We start from the raw sequence: 16,781 nt of genomic DNA on the forward strand, positions 1-16,781 counted from the left end.
GGAATACCAATGAATATTCCCCGTATTCAGATTCAGCAAGGATATTCAATAATCGGACTTGAAACAACCAAGGGGCAACAAAGCATCGAGCAGCCAAGACCATCACTTAACATGAAGCAGCAGCGCGGTCAACTTGAGATGGAGAGGACTAGTCCTGTATTAGAGATTGATTCGAGAAAGGCTTGGTCTGCACTCGGCAAGGCCCGATTCGAGGAGATGACGGATCGTGTGTCGCAATCTTCTCTTCAAATCTCCATGCATAATATCGCAGATATTGCCCGTAACGGGGATCGAATGATGGCTTTTCATGAAGGCGGCAACGCATTTGCAGAGATTGCAAGGGACAGCGTATTTGGAGATCGGCCGAGAGTTGAGGTTACGGGGGAGCCGGGGTACGACAATGTGGATGTTACTTATATACCGGGCCAAGTGCATACAAATTACACGCCGGGCGGAATTACCTTTAATCCCGAGACCCATAAGCCGATCATTGATTACTATCCCGGCAAGGTCAATCCGTATTTGGTTCATCAAAATTTTATATTTATGTCTGCGACGGGCAAACAGCTGGATGCAGTTGTCTGACGACAGGTATACAATAGCTATAATGGACAGGTGTCATTATAGCTATTGTTGTTAGAAAGGGAGGATCGGAAGGCATGATTGTTAATACCAAGAGATTTGGGCCTATCCAAATCGATGAAGAACAATTAATAACCTTTATAGGACCTATACTAGGCTTTAATGACTTGCATAACTACGTGATCATTCAATCTGAGGGTAATCAACATCCGTTCGAATTTTTGCAATCCATTGAGGATGAAAATTTGACGTTTATCGTGATGGACCCGTTTGCTTTTTTCAAGGAGTATGAATTTCAACTGGACCCTCATTGGATTGAAGCTTTGGGGGTGCAAAGCGAGGAGGAGGTTCAGGTGATGGTGATCGTAACCGTCCGTTCTGCTGAAGATATTACCTGTAACTTAAAGGCTCCGATCGTACTGAACAAAGCCAGAAACATCGCTGCCCAGATCATTTTGGATCATGGCAACTATACAACCAAACAACCGCTGTTGGGAGGGAAGAAAGGAGAGGGGTCTGATGTTAATCCTGTCGCGAAATAAGGGGCAAAAAATTATGATCAATGATAATATCGTCCTCTCCGTCATTGAAATCAACGGAGATCAGGTCCGGATCGGTATCGATGCGCCTTCGAATGTTACGATTTATCGAGAAGAAATTTATGAGGCAATTAAACAGCAGAATCAGCATGCTATAGAGTTTAACACAGACATCCAGAATATTTTAAATCAAGTAGCAGCACAAAAAAGGGAATAAAAAATCTATTAAAAAATATCAATATGCTATAAACATTAAGGTTAAAACGCCGATAAATATAATAGTTGGTCGAAAGACGTAGCAGTGACGGCCGAACGCTATGGTCTCGATCACAAATGGGTGAAGCATGGATGCGAATCACCAACACATTCCAAGGAGGAATTTTATCATGCGTATTAACCACAATATCAGCTCTTACAACACGCAACGCCAATTGTCTTTCAACAACACACAACAAGGCAAATCTCTGGAGAAATTGTCTTCCGGTTACAGAATCAACCGTGCAGCTGACGATGCTGCTGGTCTGGCAATCTCCGAGAAAATGCGCAATCAGATCCGTGGTTTGGAGCAAGCTTCCAAGAATGCTTTGGACGGTATTTCCCTGATCCAAACAGCTGAAGGTGCACTGAACGAGACTCATGCGATGCTGCAACGTATGGCTGAGTTGTATGTACAGGGTGCGAACGAAGTATTGACAACAACAGATGCTGCTAAAATCGACTCGGAAATTGCTCAACTTACTGAGCAAATTGGTTCGATTGCTTCACAAACTCAATTCAACACTAAAAAATTGCTTGATGGCTCTACAAGCTCCGTGATTTTCCAAGTGGGTGCTAACGGTGGAGAAACGATCACTCTTGATCTGCAAGCTGCTCTTGCAACTTCTTTGGATATTGCCGGTCTGACTGACTTGCAAGGATCTGCAGAAATGAACTCGACAGCTGCTGCAAACTTGGCTTCCGTTCAAGCTGCTATTAACTCGGTTTCTGCGATTCGTTCTGACCTCGGTGCTGTTCAAAACCGTTTGGAACACACGATCAATAACCTCGGAACGACTTCCGAGAATCTGCAAGCTGCTGAGTCTCGTATTCGTGACGTTGATATGGCAAAAGAAATGTCCGAATTCACGAAGAACAATATTCTTCAGCAAGCTGCAACAGCGATGTTGGCTCAAGCGAATCAACAGCCTCAAGGCGTTCTGCAATTGCTTCGTTAATCTTTACATTAAGCCGGCCGGGAAACCGGTCGGCTTTTTTACTATAGAACCATTTTTGATGTGAACTGGAGGCTCTAATGAAGGTTGGACCGAACTCTTCATTTCCATTCCAGGTCCCTGGGATAAATGATAATCTTACCTCCGCAATTTCAAGTCAATCAGAGCAGGTAAGCGGCAAGAACAAGGAAGAATATACAGTTCCTGAGCTTATGGATAAATTAAACAAGAAGCTATCTGATATGGGGACCCATATTCAGGTGAAGTTGCATGAGAAGACGAATACCATTATGGTTACTGTCGTTGAAAATGAAACTAATAAAGTTATTCGCGAAATTCCGCCGGAGAAACTATTAGATATGGTGTATAACATGTGTCTTCAAGTTGGAGTGTTCGTGGACGAGAAAATGTAGGGAGGTGCGTTATGGCGGGGATAAATGGACCTATAAGGATAACGGGCTTTAGCGGTACACTTGATACGGACTCATTGATTAAGGACTTAATGAGAGCCGAACGAATGCCGTTGGACAAGGTATTGAAACAGAAACAGTACACACTTTGGAAACGGGAAGACTATCGATCAATGAATACTGCTTTGTTATCCTTTCGAAGTGCTGTAGATGGATTGCGTTTTGAATCTAATTTTGAAACCGTAAAGGCTACTTCTTCGAATACCGGCGTACTGGACATTATATCAGGAGGGGCTAATCCGAGTACAAGTACAATATCGGTGACTAAATTGGCTTCTTCAGCGACGATTGTCGGGAATAAAGTCTCCCAATCCTCTTCGGATCCGGTCACAACAGGTGGGACTGTTACCATCACAGGGGCGAGCGGTTCGGCTAATATTACCATTACGGCGGGTACCTCGACTTTGGATTCTATTGTAAAAGATATTAATAATAACTCGAAAACGACGGGCGTTAAAGCAAGTTTTGATCAAAGCTCTGGCGTACTGTATCTGAGTTCTACGACAACGGGTTCTTCCTCGAAAATTGAGATAACCCCGCAGGGAACAACAAATGCTTTAGCGCAAGTGTTTAACCTAGACGCTGCTCAACTTTCTAAAACGGGTGAGGACGCGGAATATACCGTGAATGGAAGTAATGTAATTAAGTCTAGCACCAATAATGTTTCGATCAATGGGGTTCAAGTAACTCTCCGGGGAAGCGGACAAGCAACAATAAGTGCCACTACTGACCGATCCGGGATTGCAGATAAAATCAAAAATTTCGTTGAAAAATACAATGAAATTGTTGATTTGTTTTCAACCGCTGCAACAACGAAAAAAAATCGCGATTATGAGCCTCTAACTTCTGAAGAAAAAAGCAGTTTGTCCGAAAAGGAAATTGAATTGTGGGAGAATAAGGCGCGTGCCGGAACGCTGTACAATGACAATCTGCTCACGGGTACACTTTCGTCTCTTCGATCGGCTTTAAATTTGCCGCTGGATACACCGACCGGGGATCAATTGAAAATGTTATCTCAGATTGGTATCACTGTAAAAAAGGATTATAGAGAGAACGGTAAGCTGGAGATTGATGAAGCAAAACTTCAAGACGCGATAAACAACCGATTTGATGAAGTGAAGCAACTATTTACACAATCTTCGGATACACCCGCGGATACCCCGGAAAACATCAAGAAAAGGAGGCAAGAGCTGGGGTTTGCTGATAGACTTTATGAGGAAGTTACGGCCCAGCTTAATAAATTTACTAAAAAAATTGGTAGCGGATCTATTGAAGCTATTGACGACAGTGTACTTGGTCGAGAGTTAAAGCAGTTAGGCGACAAGGAATCCGATTTGGAACGAAAATTAAAGGATATTGAAACTCGGTATTACAAAAAATTTGCCGCTATGGAGCAGGCCATTCAGAAAATGAATTCACAAAGCTCATGGCTAGTTTCACAACTCGGCGGTTAATTTGAACTCTAAGCCCAATTAAAAAGAACTATGGAGAGATTGGACATGCAAAATGCACAACAACTGCAATACTTGAAAGTTCAGGTTGAAACGGCGAGTCCGGGAGAGTTGACTCTTTTGCTATATCAGGAAACGGTAAGGTCATTACTGAAGGCAAAGCAGCTATACGCCCAAGGCAACTATGAAAGAATGGTCGAAGTATTGCACAAGGTGAGGAGCATTTTTAACGAATTGATTATAACGTTGGATCTGCAGTATGAAATTTCTCATAACTTAAAAGAGCTATACCTCTTCTACAATAACTATTTGGCTCAATTTATTATAAATAGAGATGAGACGTTATTGGATGAGACTCTTGATTTTGCTAAAGGGATGCTTGAGACATGGAAACAAGCGGTTCTCTTAGTGAAGAGCGGGAAAGGGAATTAGAGGATGGTTAGTTCGAAAGAATCCCAGTCGCTTGAAGATCGTCTTATACATTTGTATAAAGAGGTATTAAGAGAACCGAAATTTGAAAATTATGAGGCAAATGTCGGTGAAATTGATGCTCTCTTTTCGCAACTGCAACAGCGGGGGAACATACAGCATGACCGAGGAAAATTGATCGAGATCAAAACGTTGCATGAACAAATCGTTAGCATGATTCTATCAGAAAAAGAGGGCTTAGGTGAGGAATTTACTAAGTTTAATAGAAAGAAAAATGCATCCAGTCAATACGGAAAAGTATCCGATTATGAAAGAATGGATGCTTTTTTCGTGGATTATAAAAAGTGAAGAAAAAAGGAGGCTCGCTAAATGAAATGGTCATTGGCCAAGTATATTTACATACTTTTGGCAGCAGTACTAATTTGGACGCAATTTCCCATTAGTTCACAAGCTGCGGGATATCCAGAGGCTGTTAAGGTTACTAAAACAGTAAATCCCACTGAAATCCTCGAGGGTGGTGAAACAGACGTCCAACTTAATGTAACAGGCTCTGGGGACACAAGTTTTGTGAAACCAAATGATGTTATACTTATTATTGACCGCTCCGGTAGTATGCTGCCAAGTAACAATAATGGCGAAGACAAAATGGCTAACGCTAAAGCTGCCGCAAAAGGGTTTATAGACTTGGTGGATTTTTCGAAACACCGAATCGGAATCGTTGATTTTGCTAGCGATGTTAAGTTTAAGGATCTTTCTAACAATCCGGATGAATTAAAAAGCTACATCGACGGTATTCGTGCTAGCGGAGGAACAAATACAACAAGCGCTATTGCTAAATCGCGGGAGCTTTTAAGCAATCATCGACCAGATGCCCAACCGGTTATACTTCTTTTGACTGACGGGGAAGCAACAGAGCCTGCCCCTGTGGAAAATGCCCGGTTAAAAGCCTTGGAGCAAGCAAACTTAGCTAAAAGTGAAGAAATTGTATTTTATACGATTGCCTTATTAAAAGTAAATGAAAATCCAGATTCAAGCGCTCCAAACCAGTTAATGAAAGAAATGGCTACAACAGCTCACCATCATCATTTTGTATTGGGATCGGTTGGACTTGCAGAGATATATGAAGCCATTGTTGATGAGATAGGGGTAGCCAGTGCTTACGATGTAACTGTAACCGATAGTGTAGGTTCAGAATTTGAAATTGTCCCAGATTCTTATTCTCATAATATTCCTCAACCTGTAGTCAACGGAAATACTATCACATTCAAATTTAATGAATTAAAAGAACAAACGTTGACTTTGACCTACAAAATTCGCCATAAAACTGGTGGGAAAACGGGGAATATTTCCACTGGAGCAGAAGATATAAATGTAACTTACAAGGATTACGCCGGAGCCCCACATCAGTTTAGTGTTCCGCATCCTTCCATTAAAGTATCGTATCCTGCCCCTGAGATCACTTCAGTTGTAAAGGATAGAGGGTTAATCGACGGTGGGGAGAGTGTAGTTATTTCTGGTCAGCATTTTAGGCCAAATCCAACAGTTGTGTTTGGATCAAATTCAGCAACAAATATTCAATATATCGATTCGACCCAACTGATTGTTACGGCTCCAAAAGGTGTCCAAGGTGATACTACGATTAAAGTAACAAATGCGGATGGGCAGTTTGCGACAGCGGGTTACAAGTACGTTGCTAATCCGGTTCTGACCTCCATTACCCCGAATATCGGTCCATTAGCCGGCGGAACTAGAGTCGTAATAACCGGGGACTTTTTCCTTCCAGGAGCTGAAATTAAGTTTGGTGATCAAGCAGGAACGGTAGTCTCTACAACATCGAAGCAAATAGTGGTCAATACGCCTCCATCTGCTTCGGTTCAAACCGTAGATGTGACAATAACAAATCCAGATGAAACGGTTGTAACTGCGGATCAGGCGTTTTCTTATGTGCCTGGACCTAAAGTCGAAAGCTTATCCCCAAATCAAGGACTAACGCTAGGGAATGAAAGTGTAGCAATATACGGTAACCATTTTATTAATGGGGCAAAAGTTTATTTTAACAACACATTGATTACCTCTGAGTTTGTTTCGGATACTGAAATTTCAGCCACAACCCCTAGTTGGGCCAAAGCGGAATCCGTCAAGGTGAAGGTTGTAAATCCTGATGGTCAAGAAGCGGTATTGGATTACGGGTATCAATATGTTTATCCTAAGCCGGTAATTGAAAGTGTTTCACCTGACAAAGGTGAAGTAACCGGGAACCTCACGCTTGATATTAGAGGCGAGTATTTTCAGAATGGTGCAAAGGTTTATTTTGACGACATACAGCTACAAAATGTTATTTTCTATAGTGGAAATCAACTGAAAGTAAGAACTCCACAGTGGCAGAACGCAGATACGGTTGATGTAAAGGTAGTAAATCCTGATGGACAAGAAGATGCTATAGTTGATGCATTCACTTATGTTCTCCCGGCTCCACCAGAGATCAATGGTTTAACTCCAGTTGAAGGGCCTCAAAGCGGAGGAACTTTGGTAAAAGTAACGGGCTCTAATTTAATTGGAATTACCGAACTATATTTGGATTCTGTAAGAGTTGATATTAAATCTAATAGTGGTACGGAATTAACGTTTACTACTCCAAAATCGAATATCCCAGGTAAAGTAGATGTTAAAGTTGTAGATAAATTCGGTAGAGAATCTACATTACCACAAGCCTTTGAATACTTGAGTCCGCCGCCTCCGCCTACCCCTACTATAAGTAGCGTGACTCCAAATGAAGGAACTATGCAAGGTGGGTATATCGTTACGATAAAAGGTACTAATTTTGAAGGTACTTCGTCGGTGTTTATAAATAACGTTAAAGCAGCGACTCTATTTTACAGCAGCACTGAACTACGTGCCACTGTTCCGGCATCTAGTATAAGTGGAGTGGTTGATGTAAAGGTATTGAATACAAGCGGTGAAGAAGCTATTGCACCTAAAGCTTTTACTTATTTAGCCCCACCACCTAAGGCAGCTCCAACAATCACATCTGTAACTCCAAATGAGGGAGCAATGCAAGGTGGATATATTATTAGAATTTATGGAACTAATTTTGACTCAACCGCAAAGCTTTATTTAGACGATGTGCTTGTCCAATCAACATACTATTCTAGCACAGAGATAAGATTGACTGTCCCAGCATCGTCAATTTCAAAAAGCGTGGACATCAAAGTTGTCAATGCTGATGGACAGGAGTACGTTGCTGCTGATGCGTTTACTTATTTGGCTCCGCCACCACCTCCTGCTCCGACAATAACATCAGTGACTCCCAAAGAGGGTAACCTTGACGGAGGCTATTTTATTGTCGTAAAAGGATCCAATTATACTAGCTCCTCAGTTATTCATATGGATAACCAGCCGGTCCAAACAATTTATTATTCAGGGGGCGAGCTAAGAGGAAGGGTTCCTGCATCGACAACAGAAAAAACAGTGGATGTTGCGGTGGTCAATTCTGAAAATCAGTCAGCAGTCGCTTCTGCTGCATTTTCTTATGTTGCACCACCTCCCCCGCCTGGACCAACGCTATCTTCTCTTTCCCCTGATAGTGGCGTTATGACAGGAGGATATTATAGTTACGTTAATGGAACGAACTTTAATGCCGGTACAAAAGTTTACTTTAATGATGCTCTAGTCAATTCAACGTTTTACTCAACGTCACAAATAAGGGTGGTCGTTCCAGCTAGCACTACCGCTGGACCTGTAACTGTTAAAGTTCTGAATACCGATGGACAAGAAGCTTCACTTGCCAACGGATTTACCTATCTGTTACCCCCTCCGCCGACGGTAACGCAGATTACCCCGAATTCTGGAGATATGTCAGGAGGGTACTACATTGTAATTAAAGGAACTAACTTTAACTCAACATCGACAGTTTATATTAATCATGTCGCCGCACAGACACTCTTTTACTCCGCTAATGAGTTAAGAGCAAGAGTTCCTCAAACATCTCAGTCTGGACCTGTTGATGTACGAGTATTAAACGGTGATGGTCAAGAGGTGACGGTAACTAACGGGTTTAGTTACAATAGTCCACCACCACCACCAGCCCCTGTTATTTCATCCATTTCCCCTTCTCAAGGGGCAATGACAGGAGGCTATTACATTATTATTAAAGGATCGAATTTTGATGCTAGCACAAAAGTATGGATCAACAACACTGAGGTACAGACAATATTCTATAGCGTAAGTGAAGTTCGAGGTCGAGTTCCGGCTTCGAGTACAAGCGGGTCTGTCGATGTAAGAGTTGTTAATAAAGATGGTCAATTTGCTGAAAAAATAGGTGGCTTCACTTATGAGGCTCCTCCAAAGAAGCCGGCACCAACAATCACGAGTGTGACTCCTAATTCTGGTCCACTAGCTGGAGGATCCTTTATTTCCATTAAAGGAACAAATTTTGAATCCGCAACGAAGGTGTATATAAACAACATCAATGTACAAACTTTATTCTATTCAACTGGGGAGGTAAGGGCACGAGTACCAGCCAGCTCAATTACTGGTCCGGTGGATATTAAAGTTGAAAACAGCGACGGTCAGTTTGTATTACTGGTAGGCGGGTATTCGTACCAATGATATTCTTTTTATCTCTAGGAGTAGGCGTTTTGCCTGCTCCTTCTTTACTGGAGGAGTTATGGATACTATTGGCTTATCATTATGCATGATTGTAAAGAATGAATCAGAACTACTAGAAAAAGCGATAAATACAGCAAAACCATTTGTTAACGAAATTATTGTTGTTGATACAGGATCCACGGATCAAACACCCGAGATTGCTCGTAAATTAGGCGCTATAGTGGCAAATAGAGAATGGAATGGCAGTTTCTCAGATGCAAGAAATTTTTCCCTCGATCTAGCAAGTCAGCCATTCATATTTGTAATGGACGCTGATGAGATCATAGTAAATGGAAGTCTCAGTGCCATCCAAGAACGATACAAATATATCCAGGAACATAAGGGATCTGCTGGTTCAGTCACAATTGTTAGTGAGACTGTCTCCGGGGATATTTCCTCATCTTCAGTCACAAGACTATTTCCAAGAGATAGACGGTATAGATACACTGGTAAAATTCATGAGCAATTGACGTATTCAGGAAATTTGATCGATCGAGTAATAGATACCGGGATTATTTTGAGCCATTCTGGGTATAGTGCACAGGTAATATCAAAAAAAAATAAGTATGAGCGTAACCTACAACTTCTACTAAGCGAACTCAGTACAGATTCTGATACTAGCTACAATTTGTTTCAGATCGGTAGAACTTATTATGTTATGAAAGACTATGTTCAAGCGGAACATTTTTTATATAGATCTATAGAAGCTGAATTAAGGAGTATGAGAAGAAATTTCTTAAGTTCGGCGTTGCTTACATTGGGATATTGCAATATTAAACTGCAGAAATTTGATGAGCTTAAAAATATTTTTAACTTAGGGATTGAATTATTCCCCGATTTTACCGATTTATACTTTATGTATGGAGTTGGCTTAATTGAATCAAAAAACATCAATTCATTTGAATTAATACCTGATGTTTTCGAAAAATGTATTAATATTGGGGAAGCTCCAACTTTTAAATATGAAACTGTTAAGGGTGTGGGCTCATTTAAGGCCCATTTCAATTTGGGGCTTTATTATGAGTTAACTAGGCAATTAGATAAAGCTGAATTCCACTATCGATTAAGTTACAAGGACAGTTACCAACCTGCTTTCGAAAGACTGCAGAAGATATTGCACTAAGAGAGGATTTTGGAGTCATGAATATGAGTTCGGTGTCATTGTGTATGATTGTAAAAGATGAAGAGGGTTGCCTTGAACGTTGCCTTCAAAGTGTCTCGGGAATTGTAAGGGAAATTATTATTGTCGACACTGGATCAACGGATAGAACAAAGGAAATAGCCAGGAGATTTACTAATCACGTCTACGATTTTAATTGGGTAGATGATTTTTCAGCAGCTAGAAATTATGCACTGAATTTTGCGACTTCAGACTATATTCTTCACCTTGATGCAGATGAAGTATTAGAGGATCCTGAAGGTGAGCTTCAGCGAAAATTAGATAAAGACCTTTACTATATCCGGATAAAGAATGATCTCGGTTCAGGATTATATCTAACACATCAATTTATTAGATTATTCCGAAATACCCCTGAAATACGTTACCAAGGAGCCCTGCATGAACAAGTTCTTCCAACCGGCAATGAGCAGACAGGCTTTCTCTCTACGGTTATTTTACACGAGGGATATAAAAAACATATTGTTAACAACAAGCAAAAAACACAACGAAACTTAAATATACTGTTAAAAGAAATTAGGGAAAAACCAACGGCATTTAATTATTACAACTTAGGAATGCAGTATCTCATAGATAAGAGATATTCAGAAGCACTAAACTCACTTAAGAAGTCCTATTCGTTGGGAAGCCATTATGCGTTTTCACCTAAGGTAGTTCTGGATATTATGAAATGTTTACACGCTCTGGGACAATACGCTGATGCGATTAGGGTAGGTAAAGATGCAGTTAATCTTTATGAGAATGTTCCAGATTTTTGGTATCAAATGGGTCTTACTTATACCGAATGGGGATTACTAAAGGACGCAGAGTTGTGTTTACAAAAATGCTTAGAGATAGGGGAGGAGAACGCTAGTAAGCTGGTCCAACACTATGATGGAACGGGCTCCTATTTGGCGCAGGCTAAACTGGCAGAAATCAGTGTAATGCTTGGTAATCCAAAGGATGCACAAAATTATATTTTACTAGCGGTCAAGGCTTCTCCCAATACGTTGGCCTTGTTTGATATATTCCTTTCAATTTTCCCTATTGTAGACAGAAGGGATCTATTTCAAACAATAAGTAGTATTTGGCCTTTTTCAAAAGAACGATATGTTGAGCTAATAAGTTATCTGTACAGTCAGAGAAAGCCTCTTCTAAAAGAATTCATAACTTTTTTTAACTTGGAACTATTATTCCCGGTCTCTGTGTTTGTTTACTTAGTTGAAGGGAAATATGATAAAGCTGTTACAGAATTATTAAATAACAGAGAGCAAAGAAACACTGATCCGTTTTTGGTGAACAATGTCGTATTTTTAGCTTTAACAACTGACAATAAAGAATTAATAAATGTGTTCAAAGATGAGCTACCGTTATCCTTAAAAGAAATTAAGTGGTTAAGAGACTTAGTAGGGAATAAAACCGTTAACGAGGTTCCTTCTGGGAAAGCCATTCTATCGATTTGGAACCAACTGGTTAAAGATGCTATATTCTTGAATAAATATGACCTGCTAGATCTTTTAATAAACGCTACTAATGATCCTCAATTGAGACTGCTAATTGCTGAGCAATTACAATCATTCGGGTTTGACGATTTAGTACTAGAAGTACTTGTGGAGAGCAACAGCCAGAGGCTTAATCGAGAGATTTTCATAACAGCTTCAAAGTCGTTAAGTAAACTTGGGGCTTGGGATGATGCTTTGTATTATTTAAAAAAGGCAGAGAAATTAAGAACAGACTTTCCCGTATTATTTGAACAATGGAAGATATATAGTGCTTATAACAAAGAGGAAGAAATCAATGTTCTTCAATTGATGGTAAATAAGTTTCCTGATTCGAAATGGGCTAAACAGACGATAGAGATGCAATTAGGTAAGAGTGAGATGGTAAGGAGATAAGAGATGATAGCTACACTAAGAAATAAAGAACTTTTAGCCAGAGTTTCTAGGCTTCCATTGGCTAAACCACAAATCCTTGAGCGTTCTGGAAATGGTGAAGTCCGGAAAAACCCAAAAATCTCGTTTGTTATGACACATGTAAGTGTCTGCGGTGGAGTTAAAATTATTCTAGAGCATGCAAACCGATTAAACAAGCAAGGATGGGATGTTTGTATCATTTCTCATTTTCCCAAACCTGATTGGTATCCGATTACGGCAGATTATAAGCAAGTACCTTTTGGTATTGACCTAGCTCAAGGTATTCCGATGTGTGATGTTATTATTGCAACATATTGGGATCATATACAGGCTTGTATAGAGACTGGTATTGCTCCTGTTGTTTATTTCGAACAAGGAGATGAACATCTATTTCATCCTGAGCGTTTATCTGATGAATTGAGGACTTTTGTAGAAACTCAAATGAAATTACCTAAATTCATTATGACAGTATCAAACCAAGCGTCTTCGTTAATAAAACAAAATTTCGGCAGAGAATCCGTAGTTATCCCAAATGCTATAAATCATAGTATTTTTAAACCTAGGGAAGACATGGAGGGTGTTGCTTCTAAAGAAAAGTATATTCTTATGATGGGGAACGAGGATCTTAGCTTTAAGGGTATCCATAATATAGTTAAAGCTTTTGAAAAAGTTAAGGCAGTTTATCCGGATCTTAAACTGTTCTGGATTAATCCCAAAATGCCAAGTTTAGAGTGGGGTAACCTAGCAGATGAAGTCTTTGTAAACCCATCTCAAGAAGTAATAGCAGCGTTATTTCGGGATGCTCTTGTATATGTTTCAGCTTCAGAGTATGAATCATTTTCGCTTCCTGTCTTAGAGGCCATGGCAACGGGCTGCCCGGTAATTTCAACACGTAATAGTGGTGTCTTAGAATATGGAGAGCATGAAAAAAATCTCATCTTAACTCAAATCGGTGATCTTGAAGAACTTATAGCAAAAATAATACTGGTGATAGAAAGTCCTTCTCTTAGAAGAAGACTTTCTTTTAATGGCATGAAGACCGCAAAAAAATATAACTGGGATAAAGTAACCCTGGATCTTATGAATTATCTACAGCTAGTTTCAACTTACAATGTAAGAAAGTCGTGTACAACAGATTGGGAAATTATGATTGATGAACAGAGATTCTTTACTGATGAAGACTTACAAAAATTCAGAAGCGCATTGAATATTGTCTCCGACGATACTATTTACGTACCTGTTATTTACAATTGGCTTGAGGGCCATCCAATAGCAAGGTGGGAGGTAGCCGCGAGAAGAGTGGCAAGAAATAATGATAGTTTTATTAAAGTGTACTCTCTTTTATCAAATGATAAAGTCTCTTTAGACTCGATATATTTAGGTGAAGGAATTGGGCTAGTTACAGAACAAGAGTATGAAAAAGCCTTGCAATATTTTGTAAAAACATATCCAGATGTTGAAGAATCATGGAAACTAATTTGTACAAAGTGGATAGTTCTATGTTTGATAGAGTTGGAAAGAGATAAAGAAGCCTCGCAGATTCTTGTGGATAGCCATAAATTGTACCCTTACGCTGTGGATCTCCATTATCTTAACTTGCAAATAAATCTACTGAATGGTAACGAGAATGTATCAAACTTAAAAAAACTAATACGTTTTATAGGAGAAGGATTAGACCAACATGAATGGTTTTTTGATTTATACAAAAAGGTAGAAAACTATTAATCTGAAGGTGGATTTAACAATGATGAATCATTTTGATGAAAAGTACTACAGCGGAAATAGTAATTATACGTCTTACCAATATGATACTCGGTTTATCCAATGGTCTTACGATATAAAAAAATATTTAAATCCAAAAACCTTATTAGATGTTGGGTGTGCAAAAGGATATCTAGTCCGATCGTTAAGATTGCTTGGCGTTGATGCGAAGGGAGTCGATATAAGTAGTTATGCCATTGAAAATGCTGATGAATACGCAATAGGCCATGTTGTTTGCTCAAGTGCAACAAAAATCCCATTCGAAGGAAAATTCGACCTTGTTATAGCTTTTGACATTTTGGAGCATATACCAGAACCAGAAGTTTTTGAAGCTATAGATGAGTTATCTCGATTAGGGAATACTGTGTTTCTTAAAATGCCACATTTTTATGATCCTTGGGACTTGGATGAAACGCATGTAACTTTGTATCCTAAATCATGGTGGTATGAACAATTTGCGAATAGAGGATTTGATGTCATAGAAGACCATGAGATATTAAGTAGGTTTAATTATATGGGTGGGATGTTATTTTCCAAGGTTCAACTAAACCGGACTTTTTCCGAACCGGTTGTGTCGGAATTAGCCTCACAAGAAGAAAGAAACTATTTTGAGAAATGTAAACACATTGATATTTTCTAGGTGAGGAGATAAATAATGAATATTTGGATAGCGGCTTTGGATGCACACGGAAAAGGCGGAATAACAACTCACATAAGTGCATTAACCAAACAATTAATCGAAATGGGTCATAGTGTTGAATGGATAACTCCCGGAGGTGAAATTACAGAGCATATATCTAATATAGTAATCAATACCAATCGGCAACTTTTTAATAAATACCCCAATAATTTGTCGGTCGATGTGATTGAAACATGGGCTGTTCGTTTAGAAATGAATTTAAGATTAAAGTTGGGTGAATCAAAACCTGACATTATTCATTGCCAGGACGTTATCGCATATAATCGAATTAAAGTCATTGCTGAAAAGTGGGGCATACCCATTCTATTAACAATTCATGGACATATTCCGGAGGAAGAGGTAATCAATGGTCACATTGAGAATAATTCGCTGGAATATAAGTATTGGAGAAAAAGTGAATGGTTTGCACTGAAGGAAGTTGGGACAGTCGTAAGTGTCGGAGAAGGACTGTTGAAATACTTGAAAATGATAAACAAAGACGCTAATGTGGTTAATATTCCGAATTTCTTGCACCACTCATTTTCTGATGTGAAAATATCCGATGTAAGATTACAATTAGGTATTGATCATGACCAATTCCTTATTTTCTGTCCAAGCCGTTATGAATATATCAAGGGCATTGACTATTTGTTGGATGCAGTAGCGGCATTGCCCAACGAATATTCATTGTTACTTATCGATAATGGTCAAACGGGATTGAAAGAAAGCGTGGCCAATCGTCAGCTAAACAATAGAGTTAAAATTATTGAACCGGTAGATAACCAATTAATGTCCTCTTTATATAATGCATCGGACTTATGTGCTATTCCTTCTATTCAAATTGGCGTGAAAACAGAAACGTCATCGTACACAGCGATTGAAGCCATGTTAATGGGAGTCCCTGTTATTGCTAGTGATGTCGGTGGCCTTAGTGAGGTTGTTAGTAGTTGGGGGAAGCTTGTTCCGATGCAAGACAGCGTTGCTCTAGAAAAGGGTATTATAGAAATGCTAGGGTCTAGGGATAGGAATCTCCACTATAAAAAACTTGCCGCTGAGAGAGCTGCAAATTTTGAGGCAAGCAAAATAGTACCGGAAATTGTCGAGTTGTACGAGTCCACAATTACTCAGTATGCTCCCCCACACGTCACACCATTTATTCTCTATGGTTTTAGTGCAAAAGTACTTCAGATGATTTTTTTGACTATTCTTGATGAGGTTGAGGAAATAAAGGAAATTACAGACTTTGCAAAAGTAAGATTTGGTGTAAGTTACCGTCAATCATTACTAAATTCATATGGAATAATTATTGATTTGCTGGCTGAGAATTACTCAGATATATATGAGGCTGGTTTAAGAGTGAAGTCAATTCTACAAGAATATATAGAAAAGAGATAAGAAACTATTTTATGCTAATGCCTGTTTCACCCCCTCCCCTGCTGGGTAATTATCGATAAAGCAATTTTCCGCAGTACCCACGAGCTCAGTGTTTAAGCCATGTCGACAAGATTAGACGTTTTCTTCAGCAGAAAACCGTCTTCAGGGCGATTGACACTAGTAAGGCCGGGTGCTATAGTCGGAAATGTGGACAATTAGTGTCACACTTTATTTGACAATGAAGGGAATGTTAGGGCATGCAAGGTAAAGTTAAATGGTTCAACGCAGAGAAAGGTTATGGCTTCATTGAGACTGAAGAAGGCGGCGACGTTTTCGTACACTTCTCCGCGATTCAATCTGAAGGCTTTAAGACGCTGGAAGAAGGACAATCCGTTGAATTCGAAATCGTTGAAGGTGCACGTGGCCCGCAAGCAGCTAACGTAATCAAATTATAATCATCCCGGCATAGCCGACCTACATAAACGGTATCGATGGTTAAGAATTGAATTCGCTAGCGAGGAGACTCCGGTAAATCCGGGGTCTTTTTCTGTTTGCGATAAGTAATTTTC

At 39.7% G+C, this 16,781-nt stretch carries 15 protein-coding genes; all 15 read left to right on the forward strand.

From position 1 onward, the window contains the following. Positions 1 to 9: 9 nt before the first annotated feature. The 15 genes from MKX76_RS25265 (at position 10) to MKX76_RS25335 (ending at position 16,667) form a co-directional block, all read left to right on the forward strand. Positions 10 to 585, forward strand: a complete 576-nt coding sequence (locus MKX76_RS25265; protein ID WP_341034783.1) for a DUF6470 family protein — start codon at positions 10 to 12, stop codon at positions 583 to 585. 74 nt (positions 586 to 659) lie between these two features. Further along, on the forward strand, positions 660 to 1,124 hold the full coding sequence (gene fliW / locus MKX76_RS25270; RefSeq protein WP_341034784.1) for a flagellar assembly protein FliW: 465 nt from the start codon (positions 660 to 662) through the stop codon (positions 1,122 to 1,124). A gap of 13 nt (positions 1,125 to 1,137) precedes the next feature. Beyond that, positions 1,138 to 1,338 (forward strand): carbon storage regulator, encoded by a 201-nt coding sequence (locus MKX76_RS25275; protein ID WP_312889535.1) that lies wholly within the window; start codon positions 1,138 to 1,140, stop codon positions 1,336 to 1,338. 169 nt (positions 1,339 to 1,507) lie between these two features. Further along, entirely contained in the window at positions 1,508 to 2,335 is an 828-nt protein-coding gene (locus MKX76_RS25280) for a flagellin N-terminal helical domain-containing protein (RefSeq protein ID WP_007132301.1), read from the forward strand. A gap of 77 nt (positions 2,336 to 2,412) precedes the next feature. Beyond that, a complete protein-coding gene (locus tag MKX76_RS25285) occupies positions 2,413 to 2,745 on the forward strand; it encodes a flagellar protein FlaG (protein WP_007132300.1) in 333 nt (110 codons plus the stop codon). An 11-nt stretch (positions 2,746 to 2,756) separates the two neighbouring features. Then, a complete protein-coding gene (gene fliD, locus MKX76_RS25290) occupies positions 2,757 to 4,256 on the forward strand; it encodes a flagellar filament capping protein FliD (protein WP_007132299.1) in 1,500 nt (499 codons plus the stop codon). 45 nt (positions 4,257 to 4,301) lie between these two features. Beyond that, positions 4,302 to 4,685, forward strand: coding sequence for a flagellar export chaperone FliS (gene fliS, locus MKX76_RS25295; protein ID WP_341034785.1), 384 nt, complete (start codon positions 4,302 to 4,304; stop codon positions 4,683 to 4,685). A 3-nt stretch (positions 4,686 to 4,688) separates the two neighbouring features. Next, a complete protein-coding gene (locus MKX76_RS25300) occupies positions 4,689 to 5,030 on the forward strand; it encodes a hypothetical protein (protein WP_341034786.1) in 342 nt (113 codons plus the stop codon). A 21-nt stretch (positions 5,031 to 5,051) separates the two neighbouring features. After that, positions 5,052 to 9,290, forward strand: a complete 4,239-nt coding sequence (locus MKX76_RS25305; protein WP_341034787.1) for an IPT/TIG domain-containing protein — start codon at positions 5,052 to 5,054, stop codon at positions 9,288 to 9,290. A gap of 58 nt (positions 9,291 to 9,348) precedes the next feature. After that, positions 9,349 to 10,452 carry a tetratricopeptide repeat-containing glycosyltransferase family 2 protein gene (locus tag MKX76_RS25310; RefSeq protein WP_007132295.1) on the forward strand — a complete coding sequence of 368 codons (1,104 nt, stop codon included), beginning with the start codon at positions 9,349 to 9,351 and terminating at the stop codon, positions 10,450 to 10,452. 44 nt (positions 10,453 to 10,496) lie between these two features. After that, positions 10,497 to 12,380, forward strand: a complete 1,884-nt coding sequence (locus MKX76_RS25315; RefSeq protein ID WP_167324134.1) for a glycosyltransferase — start codon at positions 10,497 to 10,499, stop codon at positions 12,378 to 12,380. 3 nt (positions 12,381 to 12,383) lie between these two features. Next, positions 12,384 to 14,123, forward strand: coding sequence for a glycosyltransferase family 4 protein (locus MKX76_RS25320; RefSeq protein ID WP_341034788.1), 1,740 nt, complete (start codon positions 12,384 to 12,386; stop codon positions 14,121 to 14,123). Positions 14,124 to 14,142: 19 nt separating this feature from the next. After that, on the forward strand, positions 14,143 to 14,799 hold the full coding sequence (locus MKX76_RS25325) for a class I SAM-dependent methyltransferase (RefSeq protein ID WP_007132292.1): 657 nt from the start codon (positions 14,143 to 14,145) through the stop codon (positions 14,797 to 14,799). 15 nt (positions 14,800 to 14,814) lie between these two features. Next, a complete protein-coding gene (locus MKX76_RS25330; protein ID WP_341034789.1) occupies positions 14,815 to 16,233 on the forward strand; it encodes a glycosyltransferase family 4 protein in 1,419 nt (472 codons plus the stop codon). 236 nt (positions 16,234 to 16,469) lie between these two features. After that, positions 16,470 to 16,667 (forward strand): cold-shock protein, encoded by a 198-nt coding sequence (locus MKX76_RS25335; RefSeq protein WP_007132290.1) that lies wholly within the window; start codon positions 16,470 to 16,472, stop codon positions 16,665 to 16,667. Positions 16,668 to 16,781: the final 114 nt, after the last annotated feature.

The sequence above is a fragment of the Paenibacillus sp. FSL R5-0810 genome (assembly GCF_038002285.1).
Taxonomy (GTDB): domain Bacteria; phylum Bacillota; class Bacilli; order Paenibacillales; family Paenibacillaceae; genus Paenibacillus_AQ; species Paenibacillus_AQ lactis.

What these genes read in the sequence shown, in the direction of transcription:
- MKX76_RS25265 (WP_341034783.1), top strand. Translation starts at nt 10, where the DNA reads ATGAATATTCCCCGTATTCAGATTCAGCAAGGATATTCAATAATCGGA.
- fliW (WP_341034784.1), top strand. Translation starts at nt 660, where the DNA reads ATGATTGTTAATACCAAGAGATTTGGGCCTATCCAAATCGATGAAGAA.
- MKX76_RS25275 (WP_312889535.1), top strand. Translation starts at nt 1,138, where the DNA reads ATGATCAATGATAATATCGTCCTCTCCGTCATTGAAATCAACGGAGAT.
- MKX76_RS25280 (WP_007132301.1), top strand. Translation starts at nt 1,508, where the DNA reads ATGCGTATTAACCACAATATCAGCTCTTACAACACGCAACGCCAATTG.
- MKX76_RS25285 (WP_007132300.1), top strand. Translation starts at nt 2,413, where the DNA reads ATGAAGGTTGGACCGAACTCTTCATTTCCATTCCAGGTCCCTGGGATA.
- fliD (WP_007132299.1), top strand. Translation starts at nt 2,757, where the DNA reads ATGGCGGGGATAAATGGACCTATAAGGATAACGGGCTTTAGCGGTACA.
- fliS (WP_341034785.1), top strand. Translation starts at nt 4,302, where the DNA reads ATGCAAAATGCACAACAACTGCAATACTTGAAAGTTCAGGTTGAAACG.
- MKX76_RS25300 (WP_341034786.1), top strand. Translation starts at nt 4,689, where the DNA reads ATGGTTAGTTCGAAAGAATCCCAGTCGCTTGAAGATCGTCTTATACAT.
- MKX76_RS25305 (WP_341034787.1), top strand. Translation starts at nt 5,052, where the DNA reads ATGAAATGGTCATTGGCCAAGTATATTTACATACTTTTGGCAGCAGTA.
- MKX76_RS25310 (WP_007132295.1), top strand. Translation starts at nt 9,349, where the DNA reads ATGGATACTATTGGCTTATCATTATGCATGATTGTAAAGAATGAATCA.
- MKX76_RS25315 (WP_167324134.1), top strand. Translation starts at nt 10,497, where the DNA reads ATGATTGTAAAAGATGAAGAGGGTTGCCTTGAACGTTGCCTTCAAAGT.
- MKX76_RS25320 (WP_341034788.1), top strand. Translation starts at nt 12,384, where the DNA reads ATGATAGCTACACTAAGAAATAAAGAACTTTTAGCCAGAGTTTCTAGG.
- MKX76_RS25325 (WP_007132292.1), top strand. Translation starts at nt 14,143, where the DNA reads ATGATGAATCATTTTGATGAAAAGTACTACAGCGGAAATAGTAATTAT.
- MKX76_RS25330 (WP_341034789.1), top strand. Translation starts at nt 14,815, where the DNA reads ATGAATATTTGGATAGCGGCTTTGGATGCACACGGAAAAGGCGGAATA.
- MKX76_RS25335 (WP_007132290.1), top strand. Translation starts at nt 16,470, where the DNA reads ATGCAAGGTAAAGTTAAATGGTTCAACGCAGAGAAAGGTTATGGCTTC.